Origin of the sequence: Ruegeria sp., assembly GCF_965221235.1 — a bacterium.
Taxonomy (GTDB): Bacteria; Pseudomonadota; Alphaproteobacteria; order Rhodobacterales; family Rhodobacteraceae; genus Ruegeria.
Genome location: NZ_CBDCRS010000004.1, coordinates 3,452,854 through 3,477,953, shown reverse-complemented (window position 1 = coordinate 3,477,953; position 25,100 = coordinate 3,452,854). Strand labels below are relative to the sequence as shown.

Genomic DNA, 25,100 nt, shown 5'->3' with positions numbered 1-25,100 from the left:
ATGGCACAGGCCATGAAGATCGCCATTGTGGATGACGAACAGGACATGCGCCAGTCGATCAGCCAATGGCTTGCACTGTCGGGATACGACACCGAAACGTTCTCGAGCGCTGAGGACGCGTTGAAAGTGTTGGGGCCAGACTATCCAGGCATTGTGATCTCGGACATCAAGATGCCGGGGATGGACGGCATTCAGCTACTGAAAAAGCTGATGGGGGCCGACAGCACTCTGCCGGTTATCATGATCACTGGCCACGGCGACGTGCCAATGGCGGTTGAGGCGATGCGTGTGGGTGCGTTCGATTTCCTTGAGAAGCCGTTTAACCCAGACCGTATGTCTGAACTGGCCAAACGCGCCAGCAATGCGCGGCGTCTGACGCTGGACAACCGCGCGCTGCGGCGTGAGCTGTCCGGCGGTACTCAGATCATGAACAAGCTGATCGGCGCGAGCCCGGTGATGGAGCGTCTGCGCGAAGACATTCTGGATTTGGGTCAGGCGGATGGTCACGTGTTAATCGACGGCGAGACCGGCACCGGTAAGACACTGGTTGCGCATGCGCTGCACGCCGTGGGCAGTCGGGCAGGTAAGAAATTCGTTTTGATCTCGTGCGCGGCGCTTGAGGAAGAGGCGCTTTCGAAGCGTCTGTTCGGGCCGATGTTGCCGGAAGACACGCAGTTGCCTGCTATTGAAGAGGCAAGGGGCGGGACTCTGGTCTTGGAAGATGTCGAAGCGCTGAGTGACACACTTCAGGCGCGGTTGCTGAGCGTTATGAACGATCAGGGGACACCGGCTGAAACCCGCATCGTTGCGATCTCCAACCTGCAAGAAGCTGGCAAGACCAGCGAAGATGTTCTGCGCCCGGACCTGTTCTATCGTTTGGCCGCCTTGCGGATCACCATGCCGCCGCTGCGCCAGCGTGGAGAGGATATTCTGACGCTGTTTACCCGCCTCAGCGAGCAGTTCGCCGAGGAATATGGGTGCGAAGCGCCGCAGGTCAGTGCGCAGGAAGCCGCGCAGCTGTTGCAGGCGCCGTGGCCGGGCAATGTGCGTCAGTTGATCAATATCGCCGAGCGTGCCGTTTTGCAGTCTCGTCGAGGGTCTGGAACGATTGCCTCGCTGCTGATGTCCGATCATGAGGAAATGCAGCCGGTCATGACGACCGAGGGCAAGCCGCTCAAGGAATACGTTGAAGCGTTCGAGCGGATGCTGATCGACAACACGATGCGCCGTCACAAGGGCTCGATCGCGTCGGTGATGGATGAGCTGTGTCTGCCGCGCCGGACTCTGAATGAGAAAATGGCCAAATACGGCCTGCAGCGGTCGGATTATTTGTGACTAACAGAGAGGGGGTCCGCCCCCTCTTGAGCCTTTGGCTCAATTCGCCGCCGAAGTGTTTTTGAACAGAAGAAGGGGTGGCCGCACGCCAGAACGCATGGTTGTGCAGTTTGCCCATTGTCTTTTCCACAGGACTGCTTTTATTGTGTCCGAACGGGCAGGGCCGTTTTTCGCGCACTTAAGCCCCGAATCTTTGAGTTTCGCTGCGATGCCGCAGGTGGTGAACACTCCCACATGGCGACGCAGACCGATTGTGCCCCGGCTTGGGGCAGTTGAACGCCTGAGCCCGCAAGAGCGGGCGAAAGGAATAAATGGGCAGGTGCGGCACTCTGCGCCTGTCGGAGAAGAACCGCGATGACGCGCGCGCAACGACTGAGTATACGGGCAGGGGGCCATAGCGCCGGACCCTGCCGCGCGCCGTACGAAATCGCCCGTACAAGACACCACCCCAAAAGCGCCTGTCCCCCCGGACGGGTAAGGACAACGCGTTTGGCGCGGTGCACCAAGGACACATGGCTAAGAAAATGCTTATCGATGCCACCCACGCGGAGGAAACCCGCGTCGTGGTGGTTGACGGAAACAAGGTCGAAGAGTTCGATTTTGAGTCCGAAAACAAACGTCAGCTTGCTGGCAATATCTATCTAGCAAAAGTCACTCGGGTTGAGCCGTCTCTTCAGGCGGCCTTTGTTGATTACGGTGGGAACCGGCATGGATTCCTGGCGTTTTCCGAGATTCACCCCGACTACTATCAGATCCCCGTCGCCGACCGCGAAGCGCTGATGGAAGAAGAGCGTGCTTATGCCGAGGCGATGAAAGCGCGCGACGAGGCGGAAGAATCCAAGCCGAAAAAGCGCCGCTCGCGGTCGCGGACCAAGGCTGCGGATGTGAAGTCTGACGATGCTGTTGAATCAATCGAGGTGTCCTCGGAACCCACCGGTATGGAAACGATTGATTTGGATGAAGGCGAAGAAGGGGCCGATGTTGCGGTTCCTGAAGGCACTTCTCCGGTTGATTTGGTTGCGGAAACGCCCGTTGAGGAACCCGTGGATGAGGCAGAAGAACAGGCCGAAGCGCCTGCTGCTGAGGCAGCCGAGGAAGTAGAAGAGCAAGCTGTTGCGGAAGCGGATGATGTAACCGAAGCTGAGGCCTCGGTTGAAGATGATGCCGCGACCGAAGAAGGCGATGCGCCTGAAGTGGTCGAAGCCGATGGGACAGAGTCCACGGACGATACAGTTTCTGAGGAATCGACCGAGGAAGTGGCGGTCGATGAAGCTGACGCGCCGTCGGAAGAAGAATCCAAGGACGACGCCGATGGTGATGAGGCCGAGGCCCGTGCCGATGCTTCCGCCAAGGACGACAGCATTGAATCGGTAGCGGATGAGGATGACAGCGAGGACATTCGTCCGCCGCGTAAGCCTCGCCCGCGCCGCTATAAAATCCAGGAAGTGATCAAGGTCCGTCAGGTTCTGCTGGTGCAGGTCGTGAAGGAAGAGCGCGGCAACAAGGGCGCCGCCCTGACCACCTATTTGTCGCTGGCGGGTCGCTATTGCGTCCTGATGCCCAACACCGCACGTGGCGGCGGGATCAGCCGCAAGATCACCAACGCGCCGGACCGAAAGAAGCTGAAAGAGATTGCCGCGGATATTGATGTCCCAACCGGTGCCGGGCTGATCATTCGGACCGCTGGCGCCAAACGCACGAAATCCGAGATCAAGCGCGACTATGAATATCTTCAGCGTATGTGGGAGCAGATCCGCGAACTGACACTAAAATCCATTGCGCCCGCGAAGATCTATGAAGAAGGCGACCTGATCAAACGCTCGATCCGCGACCTGTATAATCGCGATATCGACGAGGTTCTGGTTGAGGGCGAGGGCGGCTATCGCATCGCCAAAGACTTCATGAAGATGATCATGCCGTCCCACGCGAAGAACGTGAAACGGTATGAGGACGCGTTGCCTCTGTTCGCGCGCTATCAGGTGGAAAGCTATCTGACGGGCATGTTCAACCCGACAGTGCAGCTGAAATCCGGCGGCTATATCGTGATCGGTGTGACCGAAGCGCTGGTGGCGATCGACGTGAACTCGGGTCGGGCGACCAAGGAAGGCTCGATCGAGGAGACCGCGCTCAAGACCAACCTTGAGGCAGCTGAAGAGGTGGCGCGTCAGTTGCGACTGCGCGACCTTGCGGGCCTGATCGTCATCGACTTTATCGACATGGACGAGCGCAAGAATAACTCGGCCGTCGAAAAGCGTCTGAAAGACAAGTTAAAGACAGATCGCGCACGCATTCAGGTCGGCCGGATTTCCGGTTTTGGCCTGATGGAGATGAGCCGCCAGCGTTTGCGTCCCGGTATGTTGGAGGCGACCACGCAGCCATGCCCGTCCTGCCATGGAACTGGTCTGATCCGCTCGGACGACAACATGGCGCTGACCATTCTGCGTCAGATTGAAGAGGAAGGCACCCGCCGCCGCTCGCGCGAGGTTCTGGTGCGTTGCCCGGTCAGCATCGCCAACTTCCTGATGAACCAGAAGCGGGAACATATCGCCCAGATCGAAGCACGCTATGGTCTGTCAGTTCGCGTCGAAGGCGACGTGCATCTTGTCAGCCCCGACTTCTCAATCGAGAAGTTTAAAACTGCGAGCCGTATCGTGCCCGAGGCAAGTGCTCCGGTCGTGTCCGTGGACGCCTCGTTGATGGATATGGTGGACGCTGACGAAGAGGAGGCCGTCACCGAAGAAGCGGTTCAGGCCGAAGAAGAGAGTAAGCCCAAGCGCAAGCGTCGTCGCCGGCGTCGGAAGAAGGGCAACGGTGGGTCTGAAACGCCTGAGGGTGAAGGCGACAGCACTGAGGCCACCGAGGCAGAGGCAAGCGAAGATACCGCTGCTAACGCTGAGGGTGAAGAAGTGGCGCAGGAAGAAAAGGCTGAAAAGCCCAAGCGTCGCCGCGCGCCTCGCCGCAAGAAGAAGGATGTCGAAGCTGCTGAGCCAGCAGAAGTGGCGGAGGCTGAGAGTGCAGAGGCAGCGCCCGCTAAGCCGGTTGAGGAACCTGCCGCGCAGGACCCTGAGGCCGAGGCTGAGCCGCAGGAGGCAGCGCCAGAAGAGGCTGTTGCCGAACCCGCTGAAGAGACTGCCAGCGAGGAACCCATTGCGTCCGAGGTGGAAGAGGCTCCTGAGCCAGTCGAAGCGGCCGAGCCGGTGACTGAAGACGTTGATCCGCCGGTTGCCGAAGAACCGGTCGAGGAAACGCCTGAGCCGGTTCTGGAGGTTGTGGCCGAAGAACCCGAACAGCCCGCCAAGCCAAAGCGGCGCGGTTGGTGGTCCTTGGGTCAGTAAATAGAAAAGGCGGGTCTCAGTACCCGCCTTTTTCGTTTTCTAAGCCTTTGCGTCAGCCCGCTTTTTGAATGAGGTAGACCTGATGCCCATCCGCGTCCTCTTGTGCGATCAGGTGATGTCCGCTTTCGGCGCAGAAATGCGGAACGTCGATGATGGCGGCCGGGTCGTCAGCCAGAACACGCAGAACGGCTCCACTAGGCATGGATTTAAGGCGTTTGCGGGCTTTTAGGACGGGCAGAGGACACAATAACCCAAGCGCGTCGAGCGTTTCTGTGGCGTTTGTCATGAGGTTCAGATATTTCCAACGCGCTGTGCTGTCCAGCACACAAGCACGAGGATGTGACTGAATGGCCCCGTGACGCGGCGGATTTGATACCATATGTGCTGAAACATGTTCGGAATTGATATCATAGACGCGGGCCTGCTACCTGCCATGTTCATCGCCATGCTTGGCGGGTTGATCAGCTTTCTGTCACCCTGCGTTCTGCCTATCGTGCCACCTTATCTGGCCTACATGAGCGGCGTCACGATCAATGAGATGCAGGACGAGGCGAGGGCGCGGCGCAAGGCGACCCTGTCGGCGCTGTTTTTTGTTCTGGGCCTGTCAACGGTGTTTCTGCTGCTGGGGTTCACCGCGTCTGCTTTCGGTGCGTTTGTTCTTCAGAATCAGGTTCTGTTCGCGAAACTGTCGGGCGCGGTGGTCATCGTCTTTGGTCTGCATTTCCTGAACGTTTTCCGCATTCCTTTTCTTGACCGCGAGGCCCGGATTGAGGCCGGGGACTCAGGCGGTTCGGTTTTCGGAGCTTATATTCTGGGGCTGGCATTCGCCTTTGGCTGGACCCCGTGCATCGGCCCGCAGTTGGGTGCGATTCTGTCTCTGGCGGCATCCGAGGCTTCGGTGGCGCGTGGCACGCTGCTGTTGGGGATTTACGCGGCAGGTCTGGGCATTCCGTTCCTTCTGGCGGCCATGTTCCTGAACCGGTCGATGTCGGTCATGAACCGGATCAAGCCCCATATGGCCACGATTGAAAAGGTCATGGGCGGTCTGCTGCTGTTCGTTGGAATCATGCTGATCACGGGCTTGTTCACCGAATTCAGCTGGTGGCTGCTTGAGGCTTTCCCTGTCCTCGCCAATTTCGGTTGATCTGTTGATCTGACTTACCTTCGCAGTAACGCTGCGCTAACCTGCGCAGCAGAAGGTAAGAGCATGAGCAGTAACACAAATCAGCCGCAGGTGCGCAGGCGTCGGGTGTTCTACATCCCCGGCTATGACCCGATTCACCCGCGCCGCTATCGCGAGCTGTACCGGACAGAAAGCCGCGCGCAGGCGGATGTTTCCGGGTATGAGATTGCGATTTCGCCAAAGTCGGGTGAGGGGCCTTACGGGTGGCATGTCCGCTCCAATCAGGATGGGGCGGATGTCGACACCGATATCGAGGTTCTGGTCTGGTCGGATATCGTGCGCGAAAGCATGTCCAACTCGATCCCGGGAACCTATCTGCAACTGTTGCGCACCGCATGGATTTACATTGGCTCAGGAGTGCTGTGGCAGTTGATGCGCCTGCGCAAAGGCCCAGTGATTGCGGCCCTTTACCCGGTTGGGATGCTGATGGTGCAACTGGCTGTCGCCCTTGGCACGGCTATGGTGGCCAAAGCGCTGATCTGGCCTTTTCTAGGTTGGGTTTCCTGGGGGCCGGCGTTTTTGCTCGCATATGCTTTGCTGCGCTGGTTCCGCAAAATCGACAATCGTCTGTTTGCCTATTACCTGATGCATGACTACGCCTATTCGGCGAGGTTGAACGGTGCCTTGCCTGCCGAGTTAAAGGCGCGTCTGGCGGGGTTCACCGCGCAAATCCGGCAGGCGCTGATGTCCGACGTGGATGAGGTGCTGGTCGTGGGCCACTCCTCGGGCGCGCATCTGGGTGTGTCGGTATTGGCGGATCTGATCCGCTCGGGTGGTCTAACCGAGGCTGGTCCGACCTTTTCGTTTCTGACATTGGGACAGGTGATGCCGATGGTCTCCTTCCTGCCAGACGCGGAGGAGTTGCGTACCGATCTGCAATTCCTATCCGAACACCCCGATGTCACCTGGATCGACGTATCCGCCCCAGGAGACGGCTGCGCGTTTGCGCTGTGCGACCCTGTCGGGGTGACCGGAGTGGCCACGGATCAGAAACGCTGGCCGCTGGTCCTGTCTGCGGCCTTTACGCAGACCCTGTCGCCAGAACGCTGGCAAGAGTTGCGCTGGCGTTTTTTCCGGCTGCATTTCCAGTATCTCTGCGCCTTTGACCGACCCGGTGACTATGATTACTTCCGCATCACCGCCGGCCCGCTGACATTGGGCCAGAGGTTTTACGGACGCGCTCCGTCGAAATCCCGGCTGGATCAACCGGTGGCTAAAAACAGGTCTGTCCGCTTATGAAACCGCCCAAGCCGATACCGCGTCCGGATAAGGTCTCGCTTTGGCGCTACCTCAAGCTGTTCCGCAAGGATTTGTTGTCTGCGCAGCCGCAGCGGCTCTATCGCGCGTGGATGGCCGAGTTTCGCACGCCGTTTTTCCGATCTTTCATGATCAACCAACCCGAGCTTGTAGATACCGTCCTGAAACAGCGGCCCGAGGATTTTCCCAAATCGGATCGGATAAGCGAAGGGTTGCGCCCGTTACTGGGGGATTCGGTCTTTCTGACCAACGCCGAGACATGGAAACGGCAACGTCGCATCATTGACCCGGCCTTCGAAGGCGGGCGACTGAAAGATACGTTCCCCGCCATGTCAGAGGCCGTGCAGGCCAGTGTTGACAGACTACGAGGGCAGGCGGGAACCGTAGTCGAATGTGAAGAACTTACCAGCCACGTGGCGGCTGATGTGATTTTTCGAACCCTGTTCTCGGTTCCGATCGAGCATGATGTGGCCGCGCAGGTCTTTGACAAGTTTCGGGCGTATCAGCGGCAGCAACCGCTGTTGAACCTGGCCGCGTTTGTGCCGGTGCCACGCTGGGTGCCGCGTTTGCATGCGCGCAAGACGCGTCGGAACGCCAAGGATATCAGGGCGTTGATCACGCGTCTGACAGCCGAGCGCGCCGAGCTGATCGCCAATGGGCAGGCCCCAGACGATCTTGCCACCAAGATCATGACAACACGTGATCCCGAAACTGGCAGCCGTTTCAACACGCAGGAAATGGTGGATCAGGTAGCCATATTCTTTTTGGCCGGGCATGAGACCAGCGCTTCGGCGCTGGCCTGGACCCTGTACCTGATGGCGCTCTATCCCGATTGGCAGGAAAAACTCTGCGCTGAGGCTCAGGCAGTGGGCGAACCGAGCTTTGGATCAATGTCCAAATTACGCCTTAGCCGCGATGTGTTTCGCGAGGCGCTGCGCCTGTATCCTCCGGTGCCGATGATGGTGCGCGAGGCGGCGTGTCCCGAGACGTTCCGGGACCGCGGCATCGCCAAAGGGTCGCAGATTGTCATCAGTCCGTGGCACCTGCACCGGCAAGAGCGGCTATGGGACAATCCTGACGATTTCGACCCGACCCGCTGGGGCACTGAAAACGGAAAGGCCTGTCAACGTAACGCCTATATCCCATTCTCTGCCGGTCCGCGCGTGTGTACCGGGGCGGGGTTTGCCATGGTCGAAGGGCCGTTGGTGTTGTCGACCTTGTTGCGCCATTTCCGGTTTGAGCTGGTCGAAGGCCGCACGCCGGTTCCAGTGGCGCATCTGACTGTTCGATCCAAAGATGGCATTTGGTTGCGCGTGGTTGAGCGCTAACAAACTACCATCGTCACGCACCTTGCTGTATGCGGTTGAAAAAAGCGGAATCATTACTGAACGGGAAAGTCTTATGTCCAAATCAGAACAGCGCGATCAGATGTCCAACGGCGCGGGTTTCATTGCGGCCCTGGATCAAAGCGGTGGGTCCACACCCAAGGCGCTGGCACTGTATGGGGTTGAGGCCTCGGATTACAGTTCCGATGAAGAGATGTTCGGCGAGATTCAGAAAATGCGGGCGCGCATCATTCTGGCCGACGATTTCACAAAGGAAAAAGTGATCGGTGCGATCCTGTTTGAGCGCACTCTGAACGAAGAAATTGACGGCCAGAAGGTCGCCAGCTTTCTGTGGAATGTCAAAGGCATCGTGCCTTTCCTTAAGATCGACAAAGGTCTGGAAGAGCAGGCCAACGGCGTTCAGATGATGAAACCGATCCCTGGGCTGGCGGACACTCTGGCCAAGGCGCAAGGCGTGTTTGGCACCAAGGAACGCTCGGTCATCCATGAGGCCAATGCAGAAGGCATCGCCGCTGTTGTCGCACAGCAGTTCGACGTCGCGCGTGAGGTTGTTGCGGCCGGGATGGTGCCGATTGTCGAGCCTGAGGTGAACATCAATTCGTCCACCAAAGCGGAGGCCGAAGATATTCTGAACGCCGAAATCCTGAAAAATCTCGATCAGTTGGACGAAGGTCAGGACATCATGCTGAAGCTGACCATTCCGTCACAGGCGAACCTGTATGATGCGGTCGCCGATCATCCGCGTGTTCTGCGCGTGGTCGCTTTGTCGGGTGGCTATTCGACCGAAGAAGCCTGCGATTTGCTGAATCAGAACGGCAAAATGATTGCATCTTTCTCGCGAGCATTGACCGAGGGGCTGTCGAAACAGCAATCGGATGCTGAATTCAACGTCGCGCTGGGTGGCAATATCGACAAGATCTTCCGCGCCTCTGTCTAAGGGGCGTTATTCCGGCTTTTGGAAATCGCGGCGCAATCGCGTCGCTTTTTCCCGCATTGCGCACCCCTCAGCGTGATCATTGACCAACCCCATCGCCTGCATGAAGGCAAATACCGTGGTAGGTCCGACAAATTTCCAGCCGCGTTTCTTTAAATCCTTGGACATGGCAATGGATTCTGGCGACGTCGACGCAGTCTGCGGCACCGGCGGGTTGTCCGCCTCATATCGCCAGACGTAAGCCGCCAATGACCCCTCAGCGACCACAAGCTCTTGCGCGCGACGGGCGTTGTTGATCACCGCTTCGATTTTCCCGCGATGGCGAATGATGCCCGCATCCTGTAATAAACGTTCAACATCCGCTTCAGTGAACGCGGCTACAGCATTGAAATCAAAGTGCTTAAACGCCTTTCTAAAGTTATCGCGCTTGGCCAGAATGGTGCGCCAGCTCAGACCGGATTGAAAGCTTTCAAGGCAAAGCTTCTCGAACAGTCGTTGGTCGTCGGCAACCGGGTATCCCCATTCCTGATCATGGTAATCAAAGAATTCGGGTGCGGATTGGCACCATGCACATCGCGGTTGGCCGTCAGGTCCGGAAACGGTTTTGTTCATGGATGTACCCCTTTTGTTCCCGCCAGGGTAAACGCACTAAAACACAAAGCGCAAGCGTTTGTCAGTTTCTGTACCAGTCCAGAATGAAAACCCGAATGGCTGAGGCCAGCCCGATCTCAGGGTCTCGCTGGACATCAATTTCGGCCGCCAAGGCATTGATTGCAATGCCTTTGGTCTTGGCAATCTCGCGAAAGGCCTGCCAAAACTCATCCTCAAGGGAAACCGAAGTGCGATGCCCCTTGAGGGTCAGAGAGCGTTTGACCGGGCGGCCGCTCATTCATCCAACTCGTGATTGTCGAGATCGCGTTTCTGCTTGTCCTGCTCGAACTTGGTTTCGAGCTTTTCAACCTTACTGCGGCCGAATTTCACAGCGTTTTGGTCAGCGCGGGCCTTTTTCTCAGCCCGCGCTTTTTCTTTTCGGTACCGGTTCAGGTTGACCGGCTTGCCCATCAGCCCTTGGGGCCAATCATATGCTCAGGCCGAACTACTGCATCAAAGGTCTCTTCATCCACAAAGCCTAGCGCGATGGCCTCTTCCTTGAGGGTGGTGCCGTTCTTATGCGCCGTCTTGGCCACGGTCGTGGCGTTGTCATAACCGATGGTCGGCGCCAGAGCGGTCACCAGCATCAGCGATTCCTTCATCAGCTTTTCAATGCGCGGCTCATTTGCCTTGATACCCAGCAGCATACGCTCGGTAAAGCTGTCGGTGGCGTCGCCCAGCAGTTGGATCGACTGCAGCAGGTTGTACGACATCATCGGGTTGTAGACATTCAGCTGGAAGTGGCCTTGCGAGCCAGCGAACTTCATCGCGGCGTCATTGCCCATCACATGCGCGGCAACCTGCGTCAGCGCCTCGGCCTGTGTCGGGTTGACTTTGCCGGGCATGATCGACGATCCGGGCTCATTTTCCGGCAGGATCAGTTCACCCAGACCCGAGCGTGGGCCCGAACCCAGCAGGCGGATATCGTTGGCGATTTTGTAGCAGGAACCGGCAATGGTCGCCAAAGCGCCCGACAGGAACACCATTGCGTCATGGGCGGCTAGCGCCTCGAATTTGTTGGGTGCGGTGACGAAGGGCAGGTCGGTGATCTCTGCCATGTTCTTGGCCACGGCCTCGTCCCAGCCGTTATGTGTGTTCAGGCCGGTACCAACAGCGGTGCCACCTTGTGCCAGCTCATAGATGCCGGGCATTGCGGCTTCGACCCGGGCGATACCCTGACGGATTTGATGCGCGTAACCGCCGAATTCCTGTTCTAGCGTTAGCGGAGTGGCGTCCTGCGTATGCGTACGGCCGATCTTGATGATGCCTGCGAACTCCTTTGCCTTGGCTTCCAACGCAGATGCGAATTTCTCAAGGCCCGGCATCAGGACATCGCGCACGCTCATCGCGGTGGCGATGTGCATGGCGGTTGGGAACGTGTCGTTCGAAGATTGGCCCATATTGCAGTGATCATTCGGGTGAACCGGGTCTTTCGAACCGATCACACCGCCCAGAATCTCAATCGCACGGTTGGCGATCACCTCGTTCGAGTTCATGTTCGACTGGGTGCCCGAACCGGTTTGCCACACGACCAGAGGGAAGTTGTCGTCGAACTTGCCCTCGATCACCTCACCAGCAGCCTGAATAACGGCATCCGCAATTTTTGCATCCAGTTTGCCAATGGACTTATTCTCCATGGCGCAGGCTTTTTTGATCACGCCCAGCGCGCGCACGATGGCGACAGGCTGCTTTTCCCAGCCGATGGGAAAGTTCATGATCGAGCGCTGCGTCTGCGCACCCCAATACTTGTTGGAAGGTACTTCCAACGGGCCAAAGCTGTCGGATTCGGTGCGGGTCTGAGACATCTGTCACTCCGTCGTGTATACTGTTGCATGCCGTTTACCCGCAGCGGTGCCGGGGTGCAATCGGCCAGTTGCGCGCACCTTAAACTTATGGGCGACTGAGGTATAGGCGCTAAGGCGTATGAAATTTCTTATGAATCGCATTGTGCGCGTCCACGCCTGAGCTAAAATAGAAGGATATCCATGTTGGAGGCCAAGGTGAGCACACTGGTTCGTACCCGATCCCTGAATTTTGTCCTGTTTTCAATGGCACTCCTGCTTTGGACAGCATTCGCTACGCTTCAGGTCCGGGCCGCGGATATTGCGCCTTTTGTCGGTGACTATATCGGATCCGCGAACCTGGTCGAAAAGGACGGCACCGAAACGCCTCGGGACATGAGCGTTTCGATCAAAGAGTTGAAAAACGGTTTCAACGTAAGCTGGACCACGACCACTTACAGAGGCGATGGCCGGGTCAAAGAACAAAAGTTTTCGGTTGATTTTTTGCCATCTGAGCGCAGCGATGTGTTTTCGGCAGCGATGAAACGCAATGTTTTCGGACATGAAGTGCCGCTGGACCCGATGCAGGGTGAACCGTTTGTCTGGGGCCGGATCGAAGGTGACACGATGACCGTGTTTTCCCTTTTTATCGGGGAAACCGGAGATTACGAATTGCAACAATACGACCGCACTCTGGCAGAGGGCGGCCTCGACCTGTCATTCTCGCGGTTCCGCAACGGGGTGAAGTCGCGCTCGGTCGAGACGTTCCTGCAAAAGCAGTAGGGCGGAGCCTATTTGCGGAAGCTGTCCAGAGACACGACCTCGGCGTCGTGTTGATCGGGTTCTTCTTCGATTTCAATCGCCTCTTCGACGATGGGTTCGATTTCGTCCTCATCATCGGGGCTTTCAAAACGCAAGCCAAACTCGACCGACGGATCGACGAAGGTTTTGATCGCCCCATAGGGGATGTACAGCGGCTCGGGCGCGTCTCCGAAATTCAGCGTGATGGCGAACCCGTCGTCGCCGACCTCAAGGTTTTCAAACCAGTGCTGCATGACGATCGTCATTTCTTCGGGGTAGCGATCCCGCAGCCAATTGGCCAATTCGACGCCATCCTGACGCGTGTCGAAAGTGATAAAGAAATGATGCGCCCCGGGTAGGCCGTTTTCGGAAACGCTGGTCAGAACGGTCTTGATGAGCCCGCGCATGGCGGTGTGCATCAGGTTTCCATAGTCGATGTCTTGCGACATGTTTCATCCTCAAAAGTGGCTATCCTCAGCATAAGGGATTTCGACGGAAACGAAAGACCGGGTATACGAGGATTGTTCAAAGGAAATGTAGTGCGGTTCCTAGTCCGGCCATGATGCCCAACGTGGCTGCCATCCCAAATTTAAACTTGAAAATCAATAGCCCCGCGAGGCCTGTAAGCATAAATGCCGTCAGGTTTAGACTGCCCAGATCAGGGACTGGGATGGAAACCGGGCCCCAGGAATTCACTGGCGCGTTGTGAAACAGAACATTCAAGCTGAACCACACCGAAAGGTTGAGAATCACGCCCACAACCGAGGCGGTGATCCCGTGCAGGGCTGCGGACAATCTCGGGCGGGCTGCCAACTGGTCCAGATAGGGGGCAGCGAGGAATATCCAAAGGAAGCATGGCACAAACGTGGCCCACAACGCGACCGCTCCGGCGGCGACGGCCAAAGATGCGCCACCTTCGAGCTGCCCCGTTAGCATGGCGACAAACTGGGTCACCAGTATCAACGGACCCGGAGTCGTCTCGGCCAGGCCCAGCGCGTCAATCATCTGGTCCGTCGTGACCCATTGGTATTTGGTCACAACCGTTTGGGTCATGTAGGCCAGAACTGCATAGGCACCGCCAAAGGTGACAACGGCGAGACGGGCAAAAAACCAGCCAAGATCGCTAAGCAGTTTTTGCCCGGATAGGGTCAAAGCCAAAAGCGGCCCCAGCCACAACACCCCCCAGATTGCCGTGGTTTTGAGCAGGCCCATGGGGTTCGGCGGTGCGGGCGTCTCGGTCGCCGCGGGCGCACCGTCAAAGACCATGAAACCCCATATGGCGGCGATCAGGATGATCAGGGGGAACGGCAGGTTCAAGGCGAAAATGGCTACAAACGCCAGCGCAGCGATCGCACGATGCTGCTTATCGGTCAAAGCCTTGCGCGACAGGTTTCTGAGGGCCTGAAGCACGATAACGATCACAGTTGCCTTGACCCCCAAAAACCCAGCCTGCACCACGGGCAGGTTACCGAATGTGGCATAAAGTCCAACAAGCGCAGCAATGACGAAGGCGCCGGGCAGGACGAAGAGGCCGCCGGCGATCAATCCGCCAGTTACGCCGCGCAAGCGCCAGCCAGCATAAGTTGCCAACTGCATCGCTTCGGGACCGGGTAACAACATGCACAGCGACAAGGCCCTGAGATAGGTCTGTTCGTCCAGCCACGGGCGTTTCTCGACCAGTTCCTGATGCATAAGCGAAATCTGTGCCGCTGGTCCTCCGAACGACAACAGACCGATGCGGCCGAAAACGCGCATCATTTCTTGTAGGCTGGGCGTCATGATGTTCGACCCGTGGGCCAGTCATGCCCTTCATCAAACCCATCGCGCGCCCAACGGTAGAGCGCGTCATACAGGTGCAAGCCGGCTTCGAGGTTTTGGTGGTCGTCACGGTACTGCCGCGACAAGCCAACCGAGACCGCCAGCAGCCCGGCGGATTCTGGCGCCAGATCGTGACGATTGGTGTCGGCGGCCCGAATGACGGTTGCAAGGCGGTCCAGCGCAGGTATGTGCAGCTGGAACTCGTCCAGCATGGTGTCAAACGTGCAGCGATCCTGACGGTGCGACCAGAAGACCCCCTCGATATCGAACGCATTTGCGCAAAAGGCGGCAGCCGTCGCTTCGACTTCAGATGGGGCCACGAACAGGAACTGAGCCTTCGGATCCACGAAGCGCCGGATCAGCCACGGACAGGCAATCCGGTCGATCTTGGGGCGGTGACGCGTGACCCAGAGGGAATAGCCATCGGGGCGTCGCGGCACTGCCGAGGCCGGAATCCGCGGCGCGCCGGGCATATCCCTCCAACCATGCATGCCACCATCCAGATATTCAGCGCTCAGGCCTTTACTGCGCAGCCAGGACACAACCCCCTGACTCAGCTTCTTTCCCTTCTGGCAGATCATGACAGCAGAGTGGCCGCCAATCCTGTCGGCTATGCCGTCAATATCCGTGGCGGGATGACGGACCGAGCCGGGGATCAGATACGGGTCAGCCTCAAAATCTGCGTCGATACAAATGTCGATCAAAACCGGGGCCTCAGGCGTTCCGACTAGACGCATCAACTGTTTCGGCGTGATTGAATTGGGCGCAGGCATAGCATGTCTCCTGTTTCAAGCGGATACATGCGAAACTTGGGCTGGCGCCTCACGGGGCGTTCGCAATCTTACCCCATGCGCTTTGCTTACGGCTAAGCGCGCAGAGGGTCAAGATTGCGAGATCCTTCTCAGGCCCAATCCAGCCGCTGGCCGGTCATGCAGACGGGCAGGGTGTCCTGCGGGAATTGCCCGAGTTGTTCGAATAGGGAAACGAAGTCGAATTGGTTGTACGCCTCGACCATGCGTCCATCCTTGACGCGCGCAATGACGCTGCCAGTGGCTTTGAGCGGGGCCCCATTGTCAGCGCGGGTTGTGCTGACATGCAGAATTGCGGAGACCCAATCGTCTTCTTCAATAATCTTGGGCAATTCGACCTTGATGTCACCTAGGACATGGCGAAATGCCATGACCAGATCACGAAAATCATCGGCCCCGACCTGCATTTCGGGGATAAGCCCCTCAGCCATCGTGTCGGCCGCGAAATATTGGTCGATCGCGTCCAGGTTCCCGTTTTCCCAAACCTCGGAATACCATCCTCTGACGATATCTGCGTGTGACATCCCAGCTCTCCTTTTCCTGTCGGGGTCAGCTTGAGACAAAAGCGTGAAAAAAATCTGAACGTGAACAAGAACAGAGCTTAAACGCAGACATGTAAGGGAAAATGCAGGTTTCTGTTGCCAGGTACCTGCGAACCCCGCCTTACGCGGCTAGGCGCAAGGGCTTAAGTTTCGGTCTTGCTACTGCTTACGCAGCAACTGCAACCGGAGCACGATTGTCGTTTGCAATTGTACTATTTTCGCCGGTAACGGTGGCAGACAGCCGAGACAAAGCTAACCCCTTTAGACGTTCGTCGATCCTGTTTCGGCCCCATGATCCCCAAACGAAGGATTTTGGTGGAGCCGCCGGGTACCGCCCCCGGGTCCGATCCGCTTATTACGAGCGCGTTTATGTCCATAGTCCCGAAGGACATACCTTATATAGGTGAGCGCGCGCGCGGATGCAAACCGGGAATTTTCTTCCATGTTCAGAATAGAATCAGACGCTTACGCGGGTCTGTTGAAGTTCACTATGATCAACCATAAGGCAAGGACCAGTTCGATTCCTCCGAACGTCACCGCTTTGACCAGTGGTGGGTTGTCGAGAACAACCGAAACGAACCGACCAAGCGCCGTGCCTGCGTAAACGATGCCCAGCATGAAATAAGCCGTTGGAGAATTCATCACCAGGCAAGCAAGCCCGGTCACAACGAACAAACCGCCAACCGACGCGCGCAGTTCGCTTAGGCCCATATTGCTGTTGGTTGGTGCCAGATCCAGTGCGTTTGCGGTGTAGGACGGCGCTAGAAAACCGAACAGGCCAAAGCCGATGGTCAACAACGCAGCTATTACATTCAGTGCCGGAACCATATTTGCCTCATCATGCAGGTTTGCGACGTCGCTGGGCCACATCCCGGGCCAGCTTACGCGTATAGTTTTCCAGCTCAACCAGTGTTTTATCTACTTTTTCAGCATCCCGCGCCTCAAGCGCGTCGGCGATCTGGTTGTGCAGTGCGATGATTTCTTCGCGCGACCGGGCGGTGAAGGTGATCATGTTCATCAGGGGCTGCATGGCCTCGACCGCTCCGGCCAGCTGATAGGACAGAACCGGATTGCCAGCGCCATCGACCAATGCACGGTGAAACGCTACGTCCGAGGCACAAAAGGCTTCATCCGTCAGGCCCGGCTGCGCTTGCCGAAAAATCTCGGCGCGCATTGTCGCCAGTTGATCCGCAGTCCGGCGCTGCGCTGACAAGGGCGCACAGGCGCGTTCCAGCGCAAAGCGGGCCTCGCACGCGGTGTCGAAACTGACCGCGTTCATCGACAGCAACAGGGTCGAGGTGGTGACTTGTTGCGCATAGGCGTCCTGAAAGCTGATCCGATTTACAAAAGCTCCGCCGCTGGCCCCGCGCTGTGTCCGGATCAGCGATTGTGCGGCAAGCCGTTTCAACGCCTCGCGCACCGTGGGGCGCGACACCTGAAACTGGTCGGACAGCTCAGCCTCAGAGGGCAGGCGTTCATCTACGATCAGCTGACCCGAAATAATGGCGTCACGAATGGCCTGAGCGATCTGAGCGGACAAATCAGCCGGTTTTTGGGGGTCGATTTTCATAATTCAGGGTCACCTGACAATTTTTATTTGTCTGACATTTAAAAGTCTGACATTTGAAAAGCAAGGACTGAGTCGGGAGGGGCGCATGAGTCGCGCAGTTCTACGCAGCGGATTGTGGCTGGGATTTTACATCCTGATCCTGTGGGCGTGGTGGATGATGTTCACCATGAGCCGCGACATGGATTTGGATTGGATCGGTCGGCCCGGCCCAATGGGGCAGGCAATGGCGGCGATGGACCCGCGCATGGACATGTATATGCCCATGGCCGAGTTTGGCCCTCTGTTCTGGATGTGGGCGATTATGATGGCGGCGATGATGCTGCCGACTCTGGTGCCGACCCTGCGCAGCTATGACGACCTGATCCGAAGCGCCAATGGGACGCGCGCAGGCTGGTTGGGCGTTCTGTGTGGGTATTTCATCGTCTGGGTCGGGTTCGCGACGCTGATCACCGCGATCCAGTTGGGGTTATTGTTCGGCGGTGTCATCGACATGCTGGGTATCTCCAAGTCCGGCTGGTTCGCCGGGGGCCTGCTGATCGCAGTTGGTGCCTTTCAGTTCACCCGCGCGAAAGAAGTCTGCCACGGCGTTTGTCACGCACCGATGACCTATTTTCTTGGCCACTGGAAAACCGGCTTTACGGGTGGCTTGCGCATGGGGTTGGGGCTGGGCGCGTTCTGCGTCGGCTGTTGTTGGGGCTTCATGGCGCTAGGCTTTGTAGGCGGAGTCATGAGCCTGTTGTGGATGGGTCTGGCGACGCTGTTCATGGTTCTCGAGAAACTACCTCAGATCGGTCACGCAGTGACGCGGCCGATGGGGTTCGTACTGATTGCAGGTGGACTGACCCTGCTGATCTATCCCTTTATTTTCGGAGGATAAGTATATGGCAAAAAACAGAAAACCTGAGGCGGATAAGCTGCCGATTAGCCAGCGCATCGACAGCCGTATGCCTAATCCCAAACGGCGAGAGATGAGCCCGACGGAATGGGCCATAAAAGGCGAGTTGATCCTCAACTGCTCGTGCGATGTGTTCTGTCCCTGCGTTGTATCGCTGGGCGCGCATCCTCCGACCGAGGGGCATTGCCACGCATGGATGGGCGTGATCATCGACGAAGGTCACTACGAAGGCGAAGACCTGTCGGGCCTGAACGTTGGCTTGCTGGTCGATATTCCCGGTCGCATGGGCGAAGGGCAATGGAAGGTCGCCGCCTATGTAGACGAGCGTGCCAGCGGCAAGGCGTATAATGGCTTGCTCCAAATCTTCAGCGGCCAGGCGGGTGGGACCACGGGTCTGTTCACAATGCTGGTGAGTGAGATCATCGGGGCGGAACGGGCTCCGGTCGTCATTGAGCGTGACGGCACCAAGCGTCGCATCGTTATTGGGCGCAAGATTCAGGGCGAAATCGAGATGCTGGGCGGCAAGGATGCCGATCATCCGGTGATGGTCACGAACTCGAAATACTGGATGGGGCCGGACATCATTGTCGCGCGCGGAACAAAATCCAAGGTGCGGGATTATGGCCGTATCTGGGATTTCGGAGGCAAGTCGGCTGAGATTTGTCCGATCGACTGGCACGGGCCAAAGTGATGATCACCGGCGCCTACGCGCGAGAGATGGCGCGGTATAATCACTGGCAGAACAGTCAGTTGTCTGGGTTTCTGCAAGCTCTTTCACCGGCGGACCTGACCAAGGAACGGGGTGCGTTTTTTGGCTCGATCATGGGGACGGCGAACCATCTTCTGTGGGGCAACTGGATCTGGATCTCGCGCTTTGACAAAGGTCAGGGACCGGGTGGTGGGATCCCCGAAAGCGTGTCTCTGTGCGCCGGTCTGGACGAGTGGGTCCCGCTCTGTCGTGAAATTGACAGCCGTATCTCGGTATGGGCCGAAACGCTGGGGGATACGCCTTTGACTGGCAATTTTACGTGGTTCTCAGCGGCAAAAGAGGCTGATGTTACATTGCCTTACGCGCAATGCGTAATCCACATGTTCAACCACCAAACCCATCATCGCGGGCAATTGCATCAGATGCTGACTGAAACCGGCTCTGCCGCACCCGTCAGCGATTTGGTGTTTATGCCCAAGGAGTTCTGAATGCCGCAGATTTCTTTGTCTCGCCGGTTGCGGCGCACGCCGTTTTCAGATGGGGTCGAGGCCGCAGGGGTCAAGGGATATACGGTCTATAACCGTATGTTATTGCCCACAGTATTTGAAAGTGTTGAGGCCGATTACAGGCACTTGAAGACCCACGTTCAGGTCTGGGACGTGTCCTGTGAGCGTCAGGTGGAACTGCGTGGACCGGATGCCGCGAAGCTGATGCAGATGCTGACGCCGCGTGATCTGCGGGGGATGCTGCCGGGGCAGTGCTATTACGTGCCAATTGTCGATGAAACCGGCGGTATGCTGAATGATCCGGTTGCGGTGAAGCTCTCGGATGATCGCTGGTGGATTTCAATAGCCGACAGCGATTTGTTGCTGTGGGTTAAAGGGATTGCCAGCGGATATCGGTTGGATGTGCTGGTGGATGAGCCGGACGTGTCGCCCTTGGCCGTTCAAGGACCCAAGGCGGATGAGCTGATGGCGCGGGTCTTCGGCGACCGCGTGCGGGACATCCGGTTCTTCAAATTCGATATGTTCGAGTTTGAGGGCCGGGATTTGGCGGTGGCCCGGTCAGGATATTCCAAGCAAGGTGGATTTGAAATCTATGTCGAAGGATCCGAGATCGGGATGCCTCTGTGGAATGCCTTGTTTGCAGCGGGCGAAGACCTGAAAGTTCGGGCGGGATGTCCGAATTTGATCGAGCGTATCGAGGGCGGGTTGTTGTCTTATGGCAACGATATGACCGACGACAACACGCCCCATGAATGTGGGTTGGGCAAGTTTTGCAACACGCATACGGCCATCGGCTGTATCGGACGGGACGCCTTGCTGCGCGTGGCCAAAGAAGGGCCGGTGCAGCAGATTCGCCCGGTCGCAATTGACGGGGACGCAGTTCCGCCCTGTGATCGGCCCTGGTCTGTCTTTGCCGATGGTAAGCGCGTGGGGCAGGTAACATCTGCCGCATGGTCCCCGGATTTCTCGACCAACGTGGCGGTGGGAATGCTGCGCCTCAGCCATTGGGATGCTGGGACCGAGGTTGAAGTTGAAACGTCAGACGGCATGCGCCGCGCTACGGTGCAGGAGCGGTTCTGGATTTGAAGGGCGGGGCTGGGGGCTCTGCCCCTGTCGCTTTGCGACTCCCCCAAGGTATTTTTAGCCGGGTGAAGTACAGGGCCTGGCATTTGAGAAACGAAAGGAAATCAGATGTTTAATGCGTTGGTTATGAACCGGGATGACGAGAGCGGGTTAGCCAGTCCCTCAGTGCAGCAAATGTCAGTGGATGACCTGCCGCACGGTGAGGTCACAGTGGCGGTTGAATTCTCGACAGTGAACTACAAGGATGGTTTGTGCCTGTCGGCCAAGGGCGGCGGTTTGGTGCGTAACTATCCGCATATTCCGGGCATCGATTACGCCGGCACGGTCGAGGCGTCTTCGGATGATCGCTACAAGCCGGGTGATAAGGTGGTTCTGACAGGCTGGCGCGTGGGTGAGGCCCATTGGGGTGGCTATTCGCAGAAGGCAAACGCTTTGGCAGACTGGCTGGTGCCGTTGCCGGACGGGCTGGATGCCCGGCAGGCGATGGCTGTTGGGACGGCCGGGTTTACCGCGATGCTGGCGGTTATGGCGCTGGAGGATCACGGGCTGAAACCGGGGCAGGGACCGGTTCTGGTGACAGGTGCGGCGGGCGGCGTTGGCTCGGTTGCGACGGCTATTTTGGGCAAGCTGGGATACGAGGTCGCAGCGGTCACGGGGCGTCCTGAAACCGGGGACTATCTGAAATCGCTGGGTGCCACCACAATCGTTCCTCGCGAGGAATTAAACGAAACCACCAAACGCCCGCTGGAGAGCGAGACCTGGTCCGGTTGTGTTGATGCGGTCGGTGGCGAGATGCTGGCGCGGGTTTTGGGGCAGATGAAATACGGCGCCTCGGTCGCTGCTGTAGGATTGGCGGGCGGCGCGGCCCTGCCTGCCACAGTCATTCCGTTCTTGCTGCGCGGGGTCAATCTGCTGGGCATCGACAGCGTGATGCAGCCCTATGACAATCGCGTTCGCGCGTGGCAGCGCATCGCCACGGATTTACCGATGGACAAGCTTGAGGCGATGGTTCAGCCCGCGACGCTCAGCGACTTGCCACAATTGGGCGCTGATATCCTGAAAGGTCAGGTCAAAGGGCGCGTGGTCGTTGACGTAAACGCTTGATCTGACAAGCATTGGACAGACCGGTTGGCGTTTGGGCTGACTGGTCTGTGTTTCCTGAAAACGTCCAGAAAATGCCGGAAACACCTCTGGTCATTGGCGCAATTCCACATCATGATTGCTATACATCCCGATTGTGATGGCTTATGAGCCAATGCAACAGCACCTGAAGACGGGGAGTGAGCAGAATGTCTGATGATTTTGAACTGGACACCGATGATCTGAAACGGCGCATGGAAGGCGCCATGGGCAATCTCAGAACCGAATTTGCCTCTTTGCGAACCGGGCGGGCCTCGGCCTCGATGCTGGAGCCGGTGATGGTGGATGCCTATGGCTCGATGACGCCGATCAATCAGGTGGGCACGGTCAACGTCCCCGAACCGCGCATGGTGACGGTCAATGTCTGGGACAAAGGTCTGGTCGGCAAGGTCGAAAAGGCCATTCGGGAAAGTGGTCTGGGCATTAACCCTCAGCTGAACGGCACGATTATTATGTTGCCGATCCCGGAACTGAACGAAGAACGTCGCCGCGAGTTGGGCAAGGTTGCAGGCCAATATGCCGAAAGCGCGCGGGTCTCGATTCGGAATGTACGTCGGGACGGGATGGATCAGATCAAAAAGGCCAAATCGGATGGTATGTCCGAGGATGACCAGAAGTTCTGGGAAAGCGAAGTTCAGGACCTGACCGACGCGATGATTAAAGCCGTAGACGCCGCGCTTGAGACCAAGCAGGCCGAGATCATGCAGGTCTGAGACCAGATTATGCTCAACACCCCGCATACCGATCCCGCGCTTGGGCCGCGTCATGTCGCCATCATCATGGACGGTAACGGTCGCTGGGCGCAGGCACGCGGTCGGCCGCGGCTGTTTGGTCATCATGCAGGCGCGCGTCGAGTGCGCGAGGTCGTTGAGGCCTGCCCGGGATTGGGGATTAAATATCTGACGGTGTTTGCGTTTTCGACCGAGAATTGGAAACGCACCCAGGCCGAAGTTGCCGGTCTGATGAGCCTGTTTCGCCGCTATATCATCAAGGAAACCCGGACGTTGAAGGAAAACGGTATCCGGGTGCGCTTTATCGGCGACCGGGTGCGGCTGGATTCCAAGTTGACGGCGCTGATGGATACGCTGGAAGAAGAAACCAAGAACAATGATCTGGTTCATCTGACAGTTGCCCTGAACTATGGCGGAAGGGACGAGGTTGCGCGTGCCACCAAACGTCTGGCCTGCGATGTGGCCAAGGGAAAGCTGCGCCCGGAAGACGTGAATGAAGAAACGCTGCCAAAGTATTTGGATACGCGTGTTCTTCCCGATCCGGATCTGGTCATCCGCACCAGTGGCGAGGCGCGTATTTCGAACTTCTTGCTATGGCAGTCCGCTTATTCGGAATACGAATTCATCGACACGCTTTGGCCGGATTTCACTGCGGCCGAGCTTGAGCGTCTGTGCCGCAGCTATGGCGCGCGTGACCGCCGCTTTGGGGCCGTTCCAGTATGAGCGATGGCCGATGGTCTGACCTGACAGCCCGGGTAGTGTCGGCTGTTGTGCTTATTGCCGTCGGTTCGGTCGAGGTCTGGCTGGGCGGGCTGTGGTTTGAGGCGTTCATCGCCATCGCCTGTGGCCTGATGACTTGGGAACTGGTGCGGATGATCGACCCGGACAAGCCGGGAGTGGCCGTTCAGCTTGCCATTCTGACGGGCGGGGCGGTCATCCTCAGTTATCATGTGCCGCCTTTGTTCAAACTGCCCATTCTGCTGGCGCCATCGCTGGTTGGGGCAGGGCAGGTGAGCCGGTCCAAGGGGATCTACGCCCTGTTCGCCATCTGGATCGCCGCAGCTGGGTTGGGCTTTATCTCGATCCGCGAGAATATGGGGTTCGGCTGGATGGTGTGGCTGATCTCGGTCGTGGTGGCGACGGATGTGGCGGGATATTTCGTTGGCAAGGCCATTGGCGGACCGAAATTCTGGCCTAAAGTTAGCCCCAAGAAAACCTGGTCGGGTACGGCCGGGGGCTGGGCTGCCGCTGCTGTGATTGGCGCAGGTTTCGCCGTTCACGCGGGTTTTGGGCTACTGTTCGTCCTGATCTCGGTCTTTGCGTCCATGGCCAGTCAGGCTGGGGATATTGTGGAGAGCGCAACCAAGCGGAAATTCGGGGTCAAGGACAGCTCAAACCTGATACCAGGCCATGGCGGGTTTCTGGACCGGTTTGACGGAATGATGGGGGCAGCGTTGTTCGTCCTGATCGCGGGGCTGATCTACGCACCCGGAGGCATGTAATGCGCAAAGTTTCAGTGTTTGGTGCGACCGGGTCAATCGGGCAAAACACCATTGACCTGATTGACCGCGACCCATCGGCCTATGATGTGGTGGCGCTGACCGGCGGTGCCAATATCGAACAACTGGCTAAGGATGCGCGGCGTCTGAACGCGGACATCGCCGTGACCGCGCATGAGGATCGGCTGGATGACCTGCGTGACGCGCTTGCAGGTACTCAGGTTGAGGTCGCGGCGGGTCAGACAGCTTTGACCGAGGCGGCGGCGCGGCCCGCAGACTGGGTCATGTCCGCTATCGTCGGTGCCGCAGGGTTGCCGCCCGGGCTTGAGGCCCTGAAACAGGGCGCAACATTGGCTTTGGCGAACAAGGAAACGCTGGTTTGTGCCGGGCCGCTGGTGCTTGAAACAGCGCGCGCGCACAGTGCGCGTCTTTTGCCCGTCGACAGCGAACATTCGGCGATTTTTCAGGCGCTGGTGGGTGAGGATATTGACGCGGTCGAGCGGATCATCATTACTGCCAGCGGTGGCGCGTTCCGGGACTGGCCACTGAGTGATCTGGCTAATGCCACGGTCGAACAAGCCTCGAGCCATCCGAACTGGAACATGGGTCAGCGGATTACCATCGACAGCGCCTCAATGTTCAATAAGGCGCTGGAAGTGATAGAAACCAAAGAATTCTTTGGCGTCGCGCCAGATCAGATCGAGGTCATCGTTCACCCGGAATCCATCGTGCATTCGCTGGTCGGATTCAAGGATGGAGCTGTCATGGCGCATCTCGGCGCTCCGGATATGCGCCATGCTATCGGGTATGCGCTGCACTGGCCCGATCGGCAAACATTGCCAGTTGAGCGTCTGAACCTTGCAAAACTGAGGCAGCTTAATTTTCACGAACCAGATGAGGCACGCTATCCGGCCTTGCGTCTGGCACGCAACGTGATGGAACGGGGCGGTCTGTCGGGTGCTGTATTCAACGCTGCAAAAGAGCGTGCGCTGGATCATTTCATCGCGCGCCGGATTCGATTTCTTGAAATGGCAGGGGTCGTTGAAGCTGTGCTTGAGAAATTCGAGGCGCAGAATGGCCTTCTTGATGCCCCGCTAAACCTTGATAACGTGCTGCAAACGGACCATCTGGCACGTAAGTGGGCCGACGACTCCGTCATGCAGAAAACAGGATAA

Annotated in this window: 27 protein-coding genes and 1 other RNA gene; 16 read left to right on the top strand and 12 right to left on the bottom strand. The window is 57.8% G+C overall.

What is annotated here, in order from left to right:
* Complete coding sequence (locus ACOQOY_RS20680; protein WP_420587283.1) at positions 1 to 1,335, top strand: sigma-54-dependent transcriptional regulator; 1,335 nt, start codon at positions 1 to 3, stop codon at positions 1,333 to 1,335.
* Between the two features lie 512 nt (positions 1,336 to 1,847).
* Entirely contained in the window at positions 1,848 to 4,670 is a 2,823-nt protein-coding gene (locus tag ACOQOY_RS20675; RefSeq protein WP_420587194.1) for an Rne/Rng family ribonuclease, read from the top strand.
* 52 nt (positions 4,671 to 4,722) lie between these two features.
* Here the strand turns inward: ACOQOY_RS20675 and ACOQOY_RS20670 are convergent, their stop codons facing one another.
* Entirely contained in the window at positions 4,723 to 4,956 is a 234-nt protein-coding gene (locus ACOQOY_RS20670) for a sulfurtransferase TusA family protein (protein WP_420587193.1), read from the bottom strand.
* A gap of 105 nt (positions 4,957 to 5,061) precedes the next feature.
* Here ACOQOY_RS20670 and ACOQOY_RS20665 point away from each other — a divergent pair, with 105 nt between their 5' ends.
* The 4 genes from ACOQOY_RS20665 to ACOQOY_RS20650 all read left to right on the top strand — a co-directional run bounded on the left by ACOQOY_RS20665 (position 5,062) and on the right by ACOQOY_RS20650 (position 9,393).
* Complete coding sequence (locus tag ACOQOY_RS20665) at positions 5,062 to 5,814, top strand: cytochrome c biogenesis CcdA family protein (RefSeq protein ID WP_420587192.1); 753 nt, start codon at positions 5,062 to 5,064, stop codon at positions 5,812 to 5,814.
* Between the two features lie 63 nt (positions 5,815 to 5,877).
* Complete coding sequence (locus ACOQOY_RS20660; protein ID WP_420587191.1) at positions 5,878 to 7,092, top strand: hypothetical protein; 1,215 nt, start codon at positions 5,878 to 5,880, stop codon at positions 7,090 to 7,092.
* Positions 7,089 to 8,438, top strand: a complete 1,350-nt coding sequence (locus ACOQOY_RS20655; RefSeq protein ID WP_420587190.1) for a cytochrome P450 — start codon at positions 7,089 to 7,091, stop codon at positions 8,436 to 8,438. Before ACOQOY_RS20660 ends, ACOQOY_RS20655 begins: the two co-directional genes overlap by 4 nt.
* Before the next feature lie 73 nt (positions 8,439 to 8,511).
* Positions 8,512 to 9,393 carry a fructose bisphosphate aldolase gene (locus ACOQOY_RS20650; protein WP_420587189.1) on the top strand — a complete coding sequence of 294 codons (882 nt, stop codon included), beginning with the start codon at positions 8,512 to 8,514 and terminating at the stop codon, positions 9,391 to 9,393.
* 6 nt (positions 9,394 to 9,399) lie between these two features.
* Here ACOQOY_RS20650 and ACOQOY_RS20645 read toward each other — a convergent pair whose 3' ends face one another.
* The 4 genes from ACOQOY_RS20645 to fumC form a co-directional block, all read right to left on the bottom strand.
* The gene (locus ACOQOY_RS20645) at positions 9,400 to 10,002 is read right to left on the bottom strand and encodes a DNA-3-methyladenine glycosylase I (protein WP_420587188.1); all 603 of its coding nucleotides are present in this window, start codon (positions 10,000 to 10,002) and stop codon (positions 9,400 to 9,402) included.
* 61 nt (positions 10,003 to 10,063) lie between these two features.
* Positions 10,064 to 10,279: a ribbon-helix-helix domain-containing protein gene (locus tag ACOQOY_RS20640; protein ID WP_420587187.1), complete on the bottom strand. Its 216-nt coding sequence runs from the start codon at positions 10,277 to 10,279 to the stop codon at positions 10,064 to 10,066.
* Positions 10,276 to 10,452, bottom strand: a complete 177-nt coding sequence (locus ACOQOY_RS20635; RefSeq protein ID WP_420587186.1) for a DUF4169 family protein — start codon at positions 10,450 to 10,452, stop codon at positions 10,276 to 10,278. Before ACOQOY_RS20635 ends, ACOQOY_RS20640 begins: the two co-directional genes overlap by 4 nt.
* Positions 10,452 to 11,846 carry a class II fumarate hydratase gene (fumC, locus tag ACOQOY_RS20630; RefSeq protein ID WP_420587185.1) on the bottom strand — a complete coding sequence of 465 codons (1,395 nt, stop codon included), beginning with the start codon at positions 11,844 to 11,846 and terminating at the stop codon, positions 10,452 to 10,454. Before fumC ends, ACOQOY_RS20635 begins: the two co-directional genes overlap by 1 nt.
* Before the next feature lie 243 nt (positions 11,847 to 12,089).
* Here fumC and ACOQOY_RS20625 point away from each other — a divergent pair, with 243 nt between their 5' ends.
* A complete protein-coding gene (locus tag ACOQOY_RS20625) occupies positions 12,090 to 12,605 on the top strand; it encodes a hypothetical protein (protein ID WP_420587282.1) in 516 nt (171 codons plus the stop codon).
* Between the two features lie 8 nt (positions 12,606 to 12,613).
* Here the strand turns inward: ACOQOY_RS20625 and ACOQOY_RS20620 are convergent, their stop codons facing one another.
* The 7 genes from ACOQOY_RS20620 to ACOQOY_RS20590 form a co-directional block, all read right to left on the bottom strand.
* Complete coding sequence (locus ACOQOY_RS20620) at positions 12,614 to 13,072, bottom strand: SspB family protein (protein ID WP_420587184.1); 459 nt, start codon at positions 13,070 to 13,072, stop codon at positions 12,614 to 12,616.
* Between the two features lie 76 nt (positions 13,073 to 13,148).
* A complete protein-coding gene (chrA, locus tag ACOQOY_RS20615) occupies positions 13,149 to 14,402 on the bottom strand; it encodes a chromate efflux transporter (protein WP_420587183.1) in 1,254 nt (417 codons plus the stop codon).
* On the bottom strand, positions 14,399 to 15,214 hold the full coding sequence (locus ACOQOY_RS20610; RefSeq protein WP_420587182.1) for a chromate resistance protein ChrB domain-containing protein: 816 nt from the start codon (positions 15,212 to 15,214) through the stop codon (positions 14,399 to 14,401). The genes chrA and ACOQOY_RS20610 overlap by 4 nt, the downstream gene beginning before the upstream one ends.
* 128 nt (positions 15,215 to 15,342) lie before the next feature.
* Complete coding sequence (locus ACOQOY_RS20605; protein ID WP_420587181.1) at positions 15,343 to 15,774, bottom strand: ester cyclase; 432 nt, start codon at positions 15,772 to 15,774, stop codon at positions 15,343 to 15,345.
* Positions 15,775 to 15,874: 100 nt separating this feature from the next.
* Positions 15,875 to 16,221, bottom strand: a transfer-messenger RNA (tmRNA) gene (ssrA, locus tag ACOQOY_RS20600).
* A gap of 36 nt (positions 16,222 to 16,257) precedes the next feature.
* Complete coding sequence (locus ACOQOY_RS20595; RefSeq protein WP_420587180.1) at positions 16,258 to 16,620, bottom strand: DUF4345 family protein; 363 nt, start codon at positions 16,618 to 16,620, stop codon at positions 16,258 to 16,260.
* A gap of 10 nt (positions 16,621 to 16,630) precedes the next feature.
* Positions 16,631 to 17,362, bottom strand: a complete 732-nt coding sequence (locus ACOQOY_RS20590) for a FadR/GntR family transcriptional regulator (RefSeq protein ID WP_420587179.1) — start codon at positions 17,360 to 17,362, stop codon at positions 16,631 to 16,633.
* Positions 17,363 to 17,447: 85 nt separating this feature from the next.
* On the opposite strand from ACOQOY_RS20590, the gene ACOQOY_RS20585 reads away from it, so the two are divergent.
* The 9 genes from ACOQOY_RS20585 (at position 17,448) to dxr (ending at position 25,100) form a co-directional block, all read left to right on the top strand.
* On the top strand, positions 17,448 to 18,239 hold the full coding sequence (locus ACOQOY_RS20585) for a DUF2182 domain-containing protein (protein WP_420587178.1): 792 nt from the start codon (positions 17,448 to 17,450) through the stop codon (positions 18,237 to 18,239).
* A gap of 4 nt (positions 18,240 to 18,243) precedes the next feature.
* Positions 18,244 to 18,948, top strand: a complete 705-nt coding sequence (locus ACOQOY_RS20580) for a DUF1326 domain-containing protein (protein WP_420587177.1) — start codon at positions 18,244 to 18,246, stop codon at positions 18,946 to 18,948.
* A complete protein-coding gene (locus ACOQOY_RS20575) occupies positions 18,918 to 19,454 on the top strand; it encodes a DinB family protein (RefSeq protein ID WP_420587176.1) in 537 nt (178 codons plus the stop codon). The genes ACOQOY_RS20580 and ACOQOY_RS20575 overlap by 31 nt, the downstream gene beginning before the upstream one ends.
* Positions 19,455 to 20,558 carry a dimethylsulfoniopropionate demethylase gene (locus ACOQOY_RS20570; RefSeq protein ID WP_420587175.1) on the top strand — a complete coding sequence of 368 codons (1,104 nt, stop codon included), beginning with the start codon at positions 19,455 to 19,457 and terminating at the stop codon, positions 20,556 to 20,558.
* A gap of 105 nt (positions 20,559 to 20,663) precedes the next feature.
* Positions 20,664 to 21,659 carry an acryloyl-CoA reductase gene (gene acuI / locus ACOQOY_RS20565; RefSeq protein ID WP_420587174.1) on the top strand — a complete coding sequence of 332 codons (996 nt, stop codon included), beginning with the start codon at positions 20,664 to 20,666 and terminating at the stop codon, positions 21,657 to 21,659.
* A gap of 185 nt (positions 21,660 to 21,844) precedes the next feature.
* Positions 21,845 to 22,408, top strand: coding sequence for a ribosome recycling factor (gene frr, locus ACOQOY_RS20560; RefSeq protein WP_420587173.1), 564 nt, complete (start codon positions 21,845 to 21,847; stop codon positions 22,406 to 22,408).
* Between the two features lie 9 nt (positions 22,409 to 22,417).
* Positions 22,418 to 23,149 (top strand): isoprenyl transferase, encoded by a 732-nt coding sequence (locus tag ACOQOY_RS20555; RefSeq protein ID WP_420587172.1) that lies wholly within the window; start codon positions 22,418 to 22,420, stop codon positions 23,147 to 23,149.
* Positions 23,146 to 23,928 (top strand): phosphatidate cytidylyltransferase, encoded by a 783-nt coding sequence (locus tag ACOQOY_RS20550; RefSeq protein WP_420587171.1) that lies wholly within the window; start codon positions 23,146 to 23,148, stop codon positions 23,926 to 23,928. The genes ACOQOY_RS20555 and ACOQOY_RS20550 overlap by 4 nt, the downstream gene beginning before the upstream one ends.
* Entirely contained in the window at positions 23,928 to 25,100 is a 1,173-nt protein-coding gene (gene dxr / locus ACOQOY_RS20545) for a 1-deoxy-D-xylulose-5-phosphate reductoisomerase (protein ID WP_420587170.1), read from the top strand. Before ACOQOY_RS20550 ends, dxr begins: the two co-directional genes overlap by 1 nt.

Excerpts from the sequence above, each read along its gene's own strand:
- ACOQOY_RS20650 (WP_420587189.1), top strand. The coding sequence starts at position 8,512 with ATGTCCAAATCAGAACAGCGCGATCAGATGTCCAACGGCGCGGGTTTC.
- ACOQOY_RS20605 (WP_420587181.1), bottom strand. The coding sequence starts at position 15,774 with ATGTCACACGCAGATATCGTCAGAGGATGGTATTCCGAGGTTTGGGAA.
- ACOQOY_RS20660 (WP_420587191.1), top strand. The coding sequence starts at position 5,878 with ATGAGCAGTAACACAAATCAGCCGCAGGTGCGCAGGCGTCGGGTGTTC.
- fumC (WP_420587185.1), bottom strand. The coding sequence starts at position 11,846 with ATGTCTCAGACCCGCACCGAATCCGACAGCTTTGGCCCGTTGGAAGTA.
- ACOQOY_RS20635 (WP_420587186.1), bottom strand. The coding sequence starts at position 10,452 with ATGGGCAAGCCGGTCAACCTGAACCGGTACCGAAAAGAAAAAGCGCGG.
- ACOQOY_RS20570 (WP_420587175.1), top strand. The coding sequence starts at position 19,455 with ATGCCGCAGATTTCTTTGTCTCGCCGGTTGCGGCGCACGCCGTTTTCA.
- ACOQOY_RS20655 (WP_420587190.1), top strand. The coding sequence starts at position 7,089 with ATGAAACCGCCCAAGCCGATACCGCGTCCGGATAAGGTCTCGCTTTGG.
- ACOQOY_RS20670 (WP_420587193.1), bottom strand. The coding sequence starts at position 4,956 with ATGACAAACGCCACAGAAACGCTCGACGCGCTTGGGTTATTGTGTCCT.
- ACOQOY_RS20675 (WP_420587194.1), top strand. The coding sequence starts at position 1,848 with ATGGCTAAGAAAATGCTTATCGATGCCACCCACGCGGAGGAAACCCGC.
- ACOQOY_RS20620 (WP_420587184.1), bottom strand. The coding sequence starts at position 13,072 with ATGTCGCAAGACATCGACTATGGAAACCTGATGCACACCGCCATGCGC.
- ACOQOY_RS20580 (WP_420587177.1), top strand. The coding sequence starts at position 18,244 with ATGGCAAAAAACAGAAAACCTGAGGCGGATAAGCTGCCGATTAGCCAG.
- frr (WP_420587173.1), top strand. The coding sequence starts at position 21,845 with ATGTCTGATGATTTTGAACTGGACACCGATGATCTGAAACGGCGCATG.
- ACOQOY_RS20550 (WP_420587171.1), top strand. The coding sequence starts at position 23,146 with ATGAGCGATGGCCGATGGTCTGACCTGACAGCCCGGGTAGTGTCGGCT.
- ACOQOY_RS20555 (WP_420587172.1), top strand. The coding sequence starts at position 22,418 with ATGCTCAACACCCCGCATACCGATCCCGCGCTTGGGCCGCGTCATGTC.
- ACOQOY_RS20595 (WP_420587180.1), bottom strand. The coding sequence starts at position 16,620 with ATGGTTCCGGCACTGAATGTAATAGCTGCGTTGTTGACCATCGGCTTT.
- ACOQOY_RS20590 (WP_420587179.1), bottom strand. The coding sequence starts at position 17,362 with ATGAAAATCGACCCCCAAAAACCGGCTGATTTGTCCGCTCAGATCGCT.
- ACOQOY_RS20665 (WP_420587192.1), top strand. The coding sequence starts at position 5,062 with ATGTTCGGAATTGATATCATAGACGCGGGCCTGCTACCTGCCATGTTC.
- ACOQOY_RS20680 (WP_420587283.1), top strand. The coding sequence starts at position 1 with ATGGCACAGGCCATGAAGATCGCCATTGTGGATGACGAACAGGACATG.
- acuI (WP_420587174.1), top strand. The coding sequence starts at position 20,664 with ATGTTTAATGCGTTGGTTATGAACCGGGATGACGAGAGCGGGTTAGCC.
- dxr (WP_420587170.1), top strand. The coding sequence starts at position 23,928 with ATGCGCAAAGTTTCAGTGTTTGGTGCGACCGGGTCAATCGGGCAAAAC.
- chrA (WP_420587183.1), bottom strand. The coding sequence starts at position 14,402 with ATGACGCCCAGCCTACAAGAAATGATGCGCGTTTTCGGCCGCATCGGT.
- ACOQOY_RS20640 (WP_420587187.1), bottom strand. The coding sequence starts at position 10,279 with ATGAGCGGCCGCCCGGTCAAACGCTCTCTGACCCTCAAGGGGCATCGC.
- ACOQOY_RS20645 (WP_420587188.1), bottom strand. The coding sequence starts at position 10,002 with ATGAACAAAACCGTTTCCGGACCTGACGGCCAACCGCGATGTGCATGG.
- ACOQOY_RS20625 (WP_420587282.1), top strand. The coding sequence starts at position 12,090 with ATGGCACTCCTGCTTTGGACAGCATTCGCTACGCTTCAGGTCCGGGCC.
- ACOQOY_RS20610 (WP_420587182.1), bottom strand. The coding sequence starts at position 15,214 with ATGCCTGCGCCCAATTCAATCACGCCGAAACAGTTGATGCGTCTAGTC.
- ACOQOY_RS20585 (WP_420587178.1), top strand. The coding sequence starts at position 17,448 with ATGAGTCGCGCAGTTCTACGCAGCGGATTGTGGCTGGGATTTTACATC.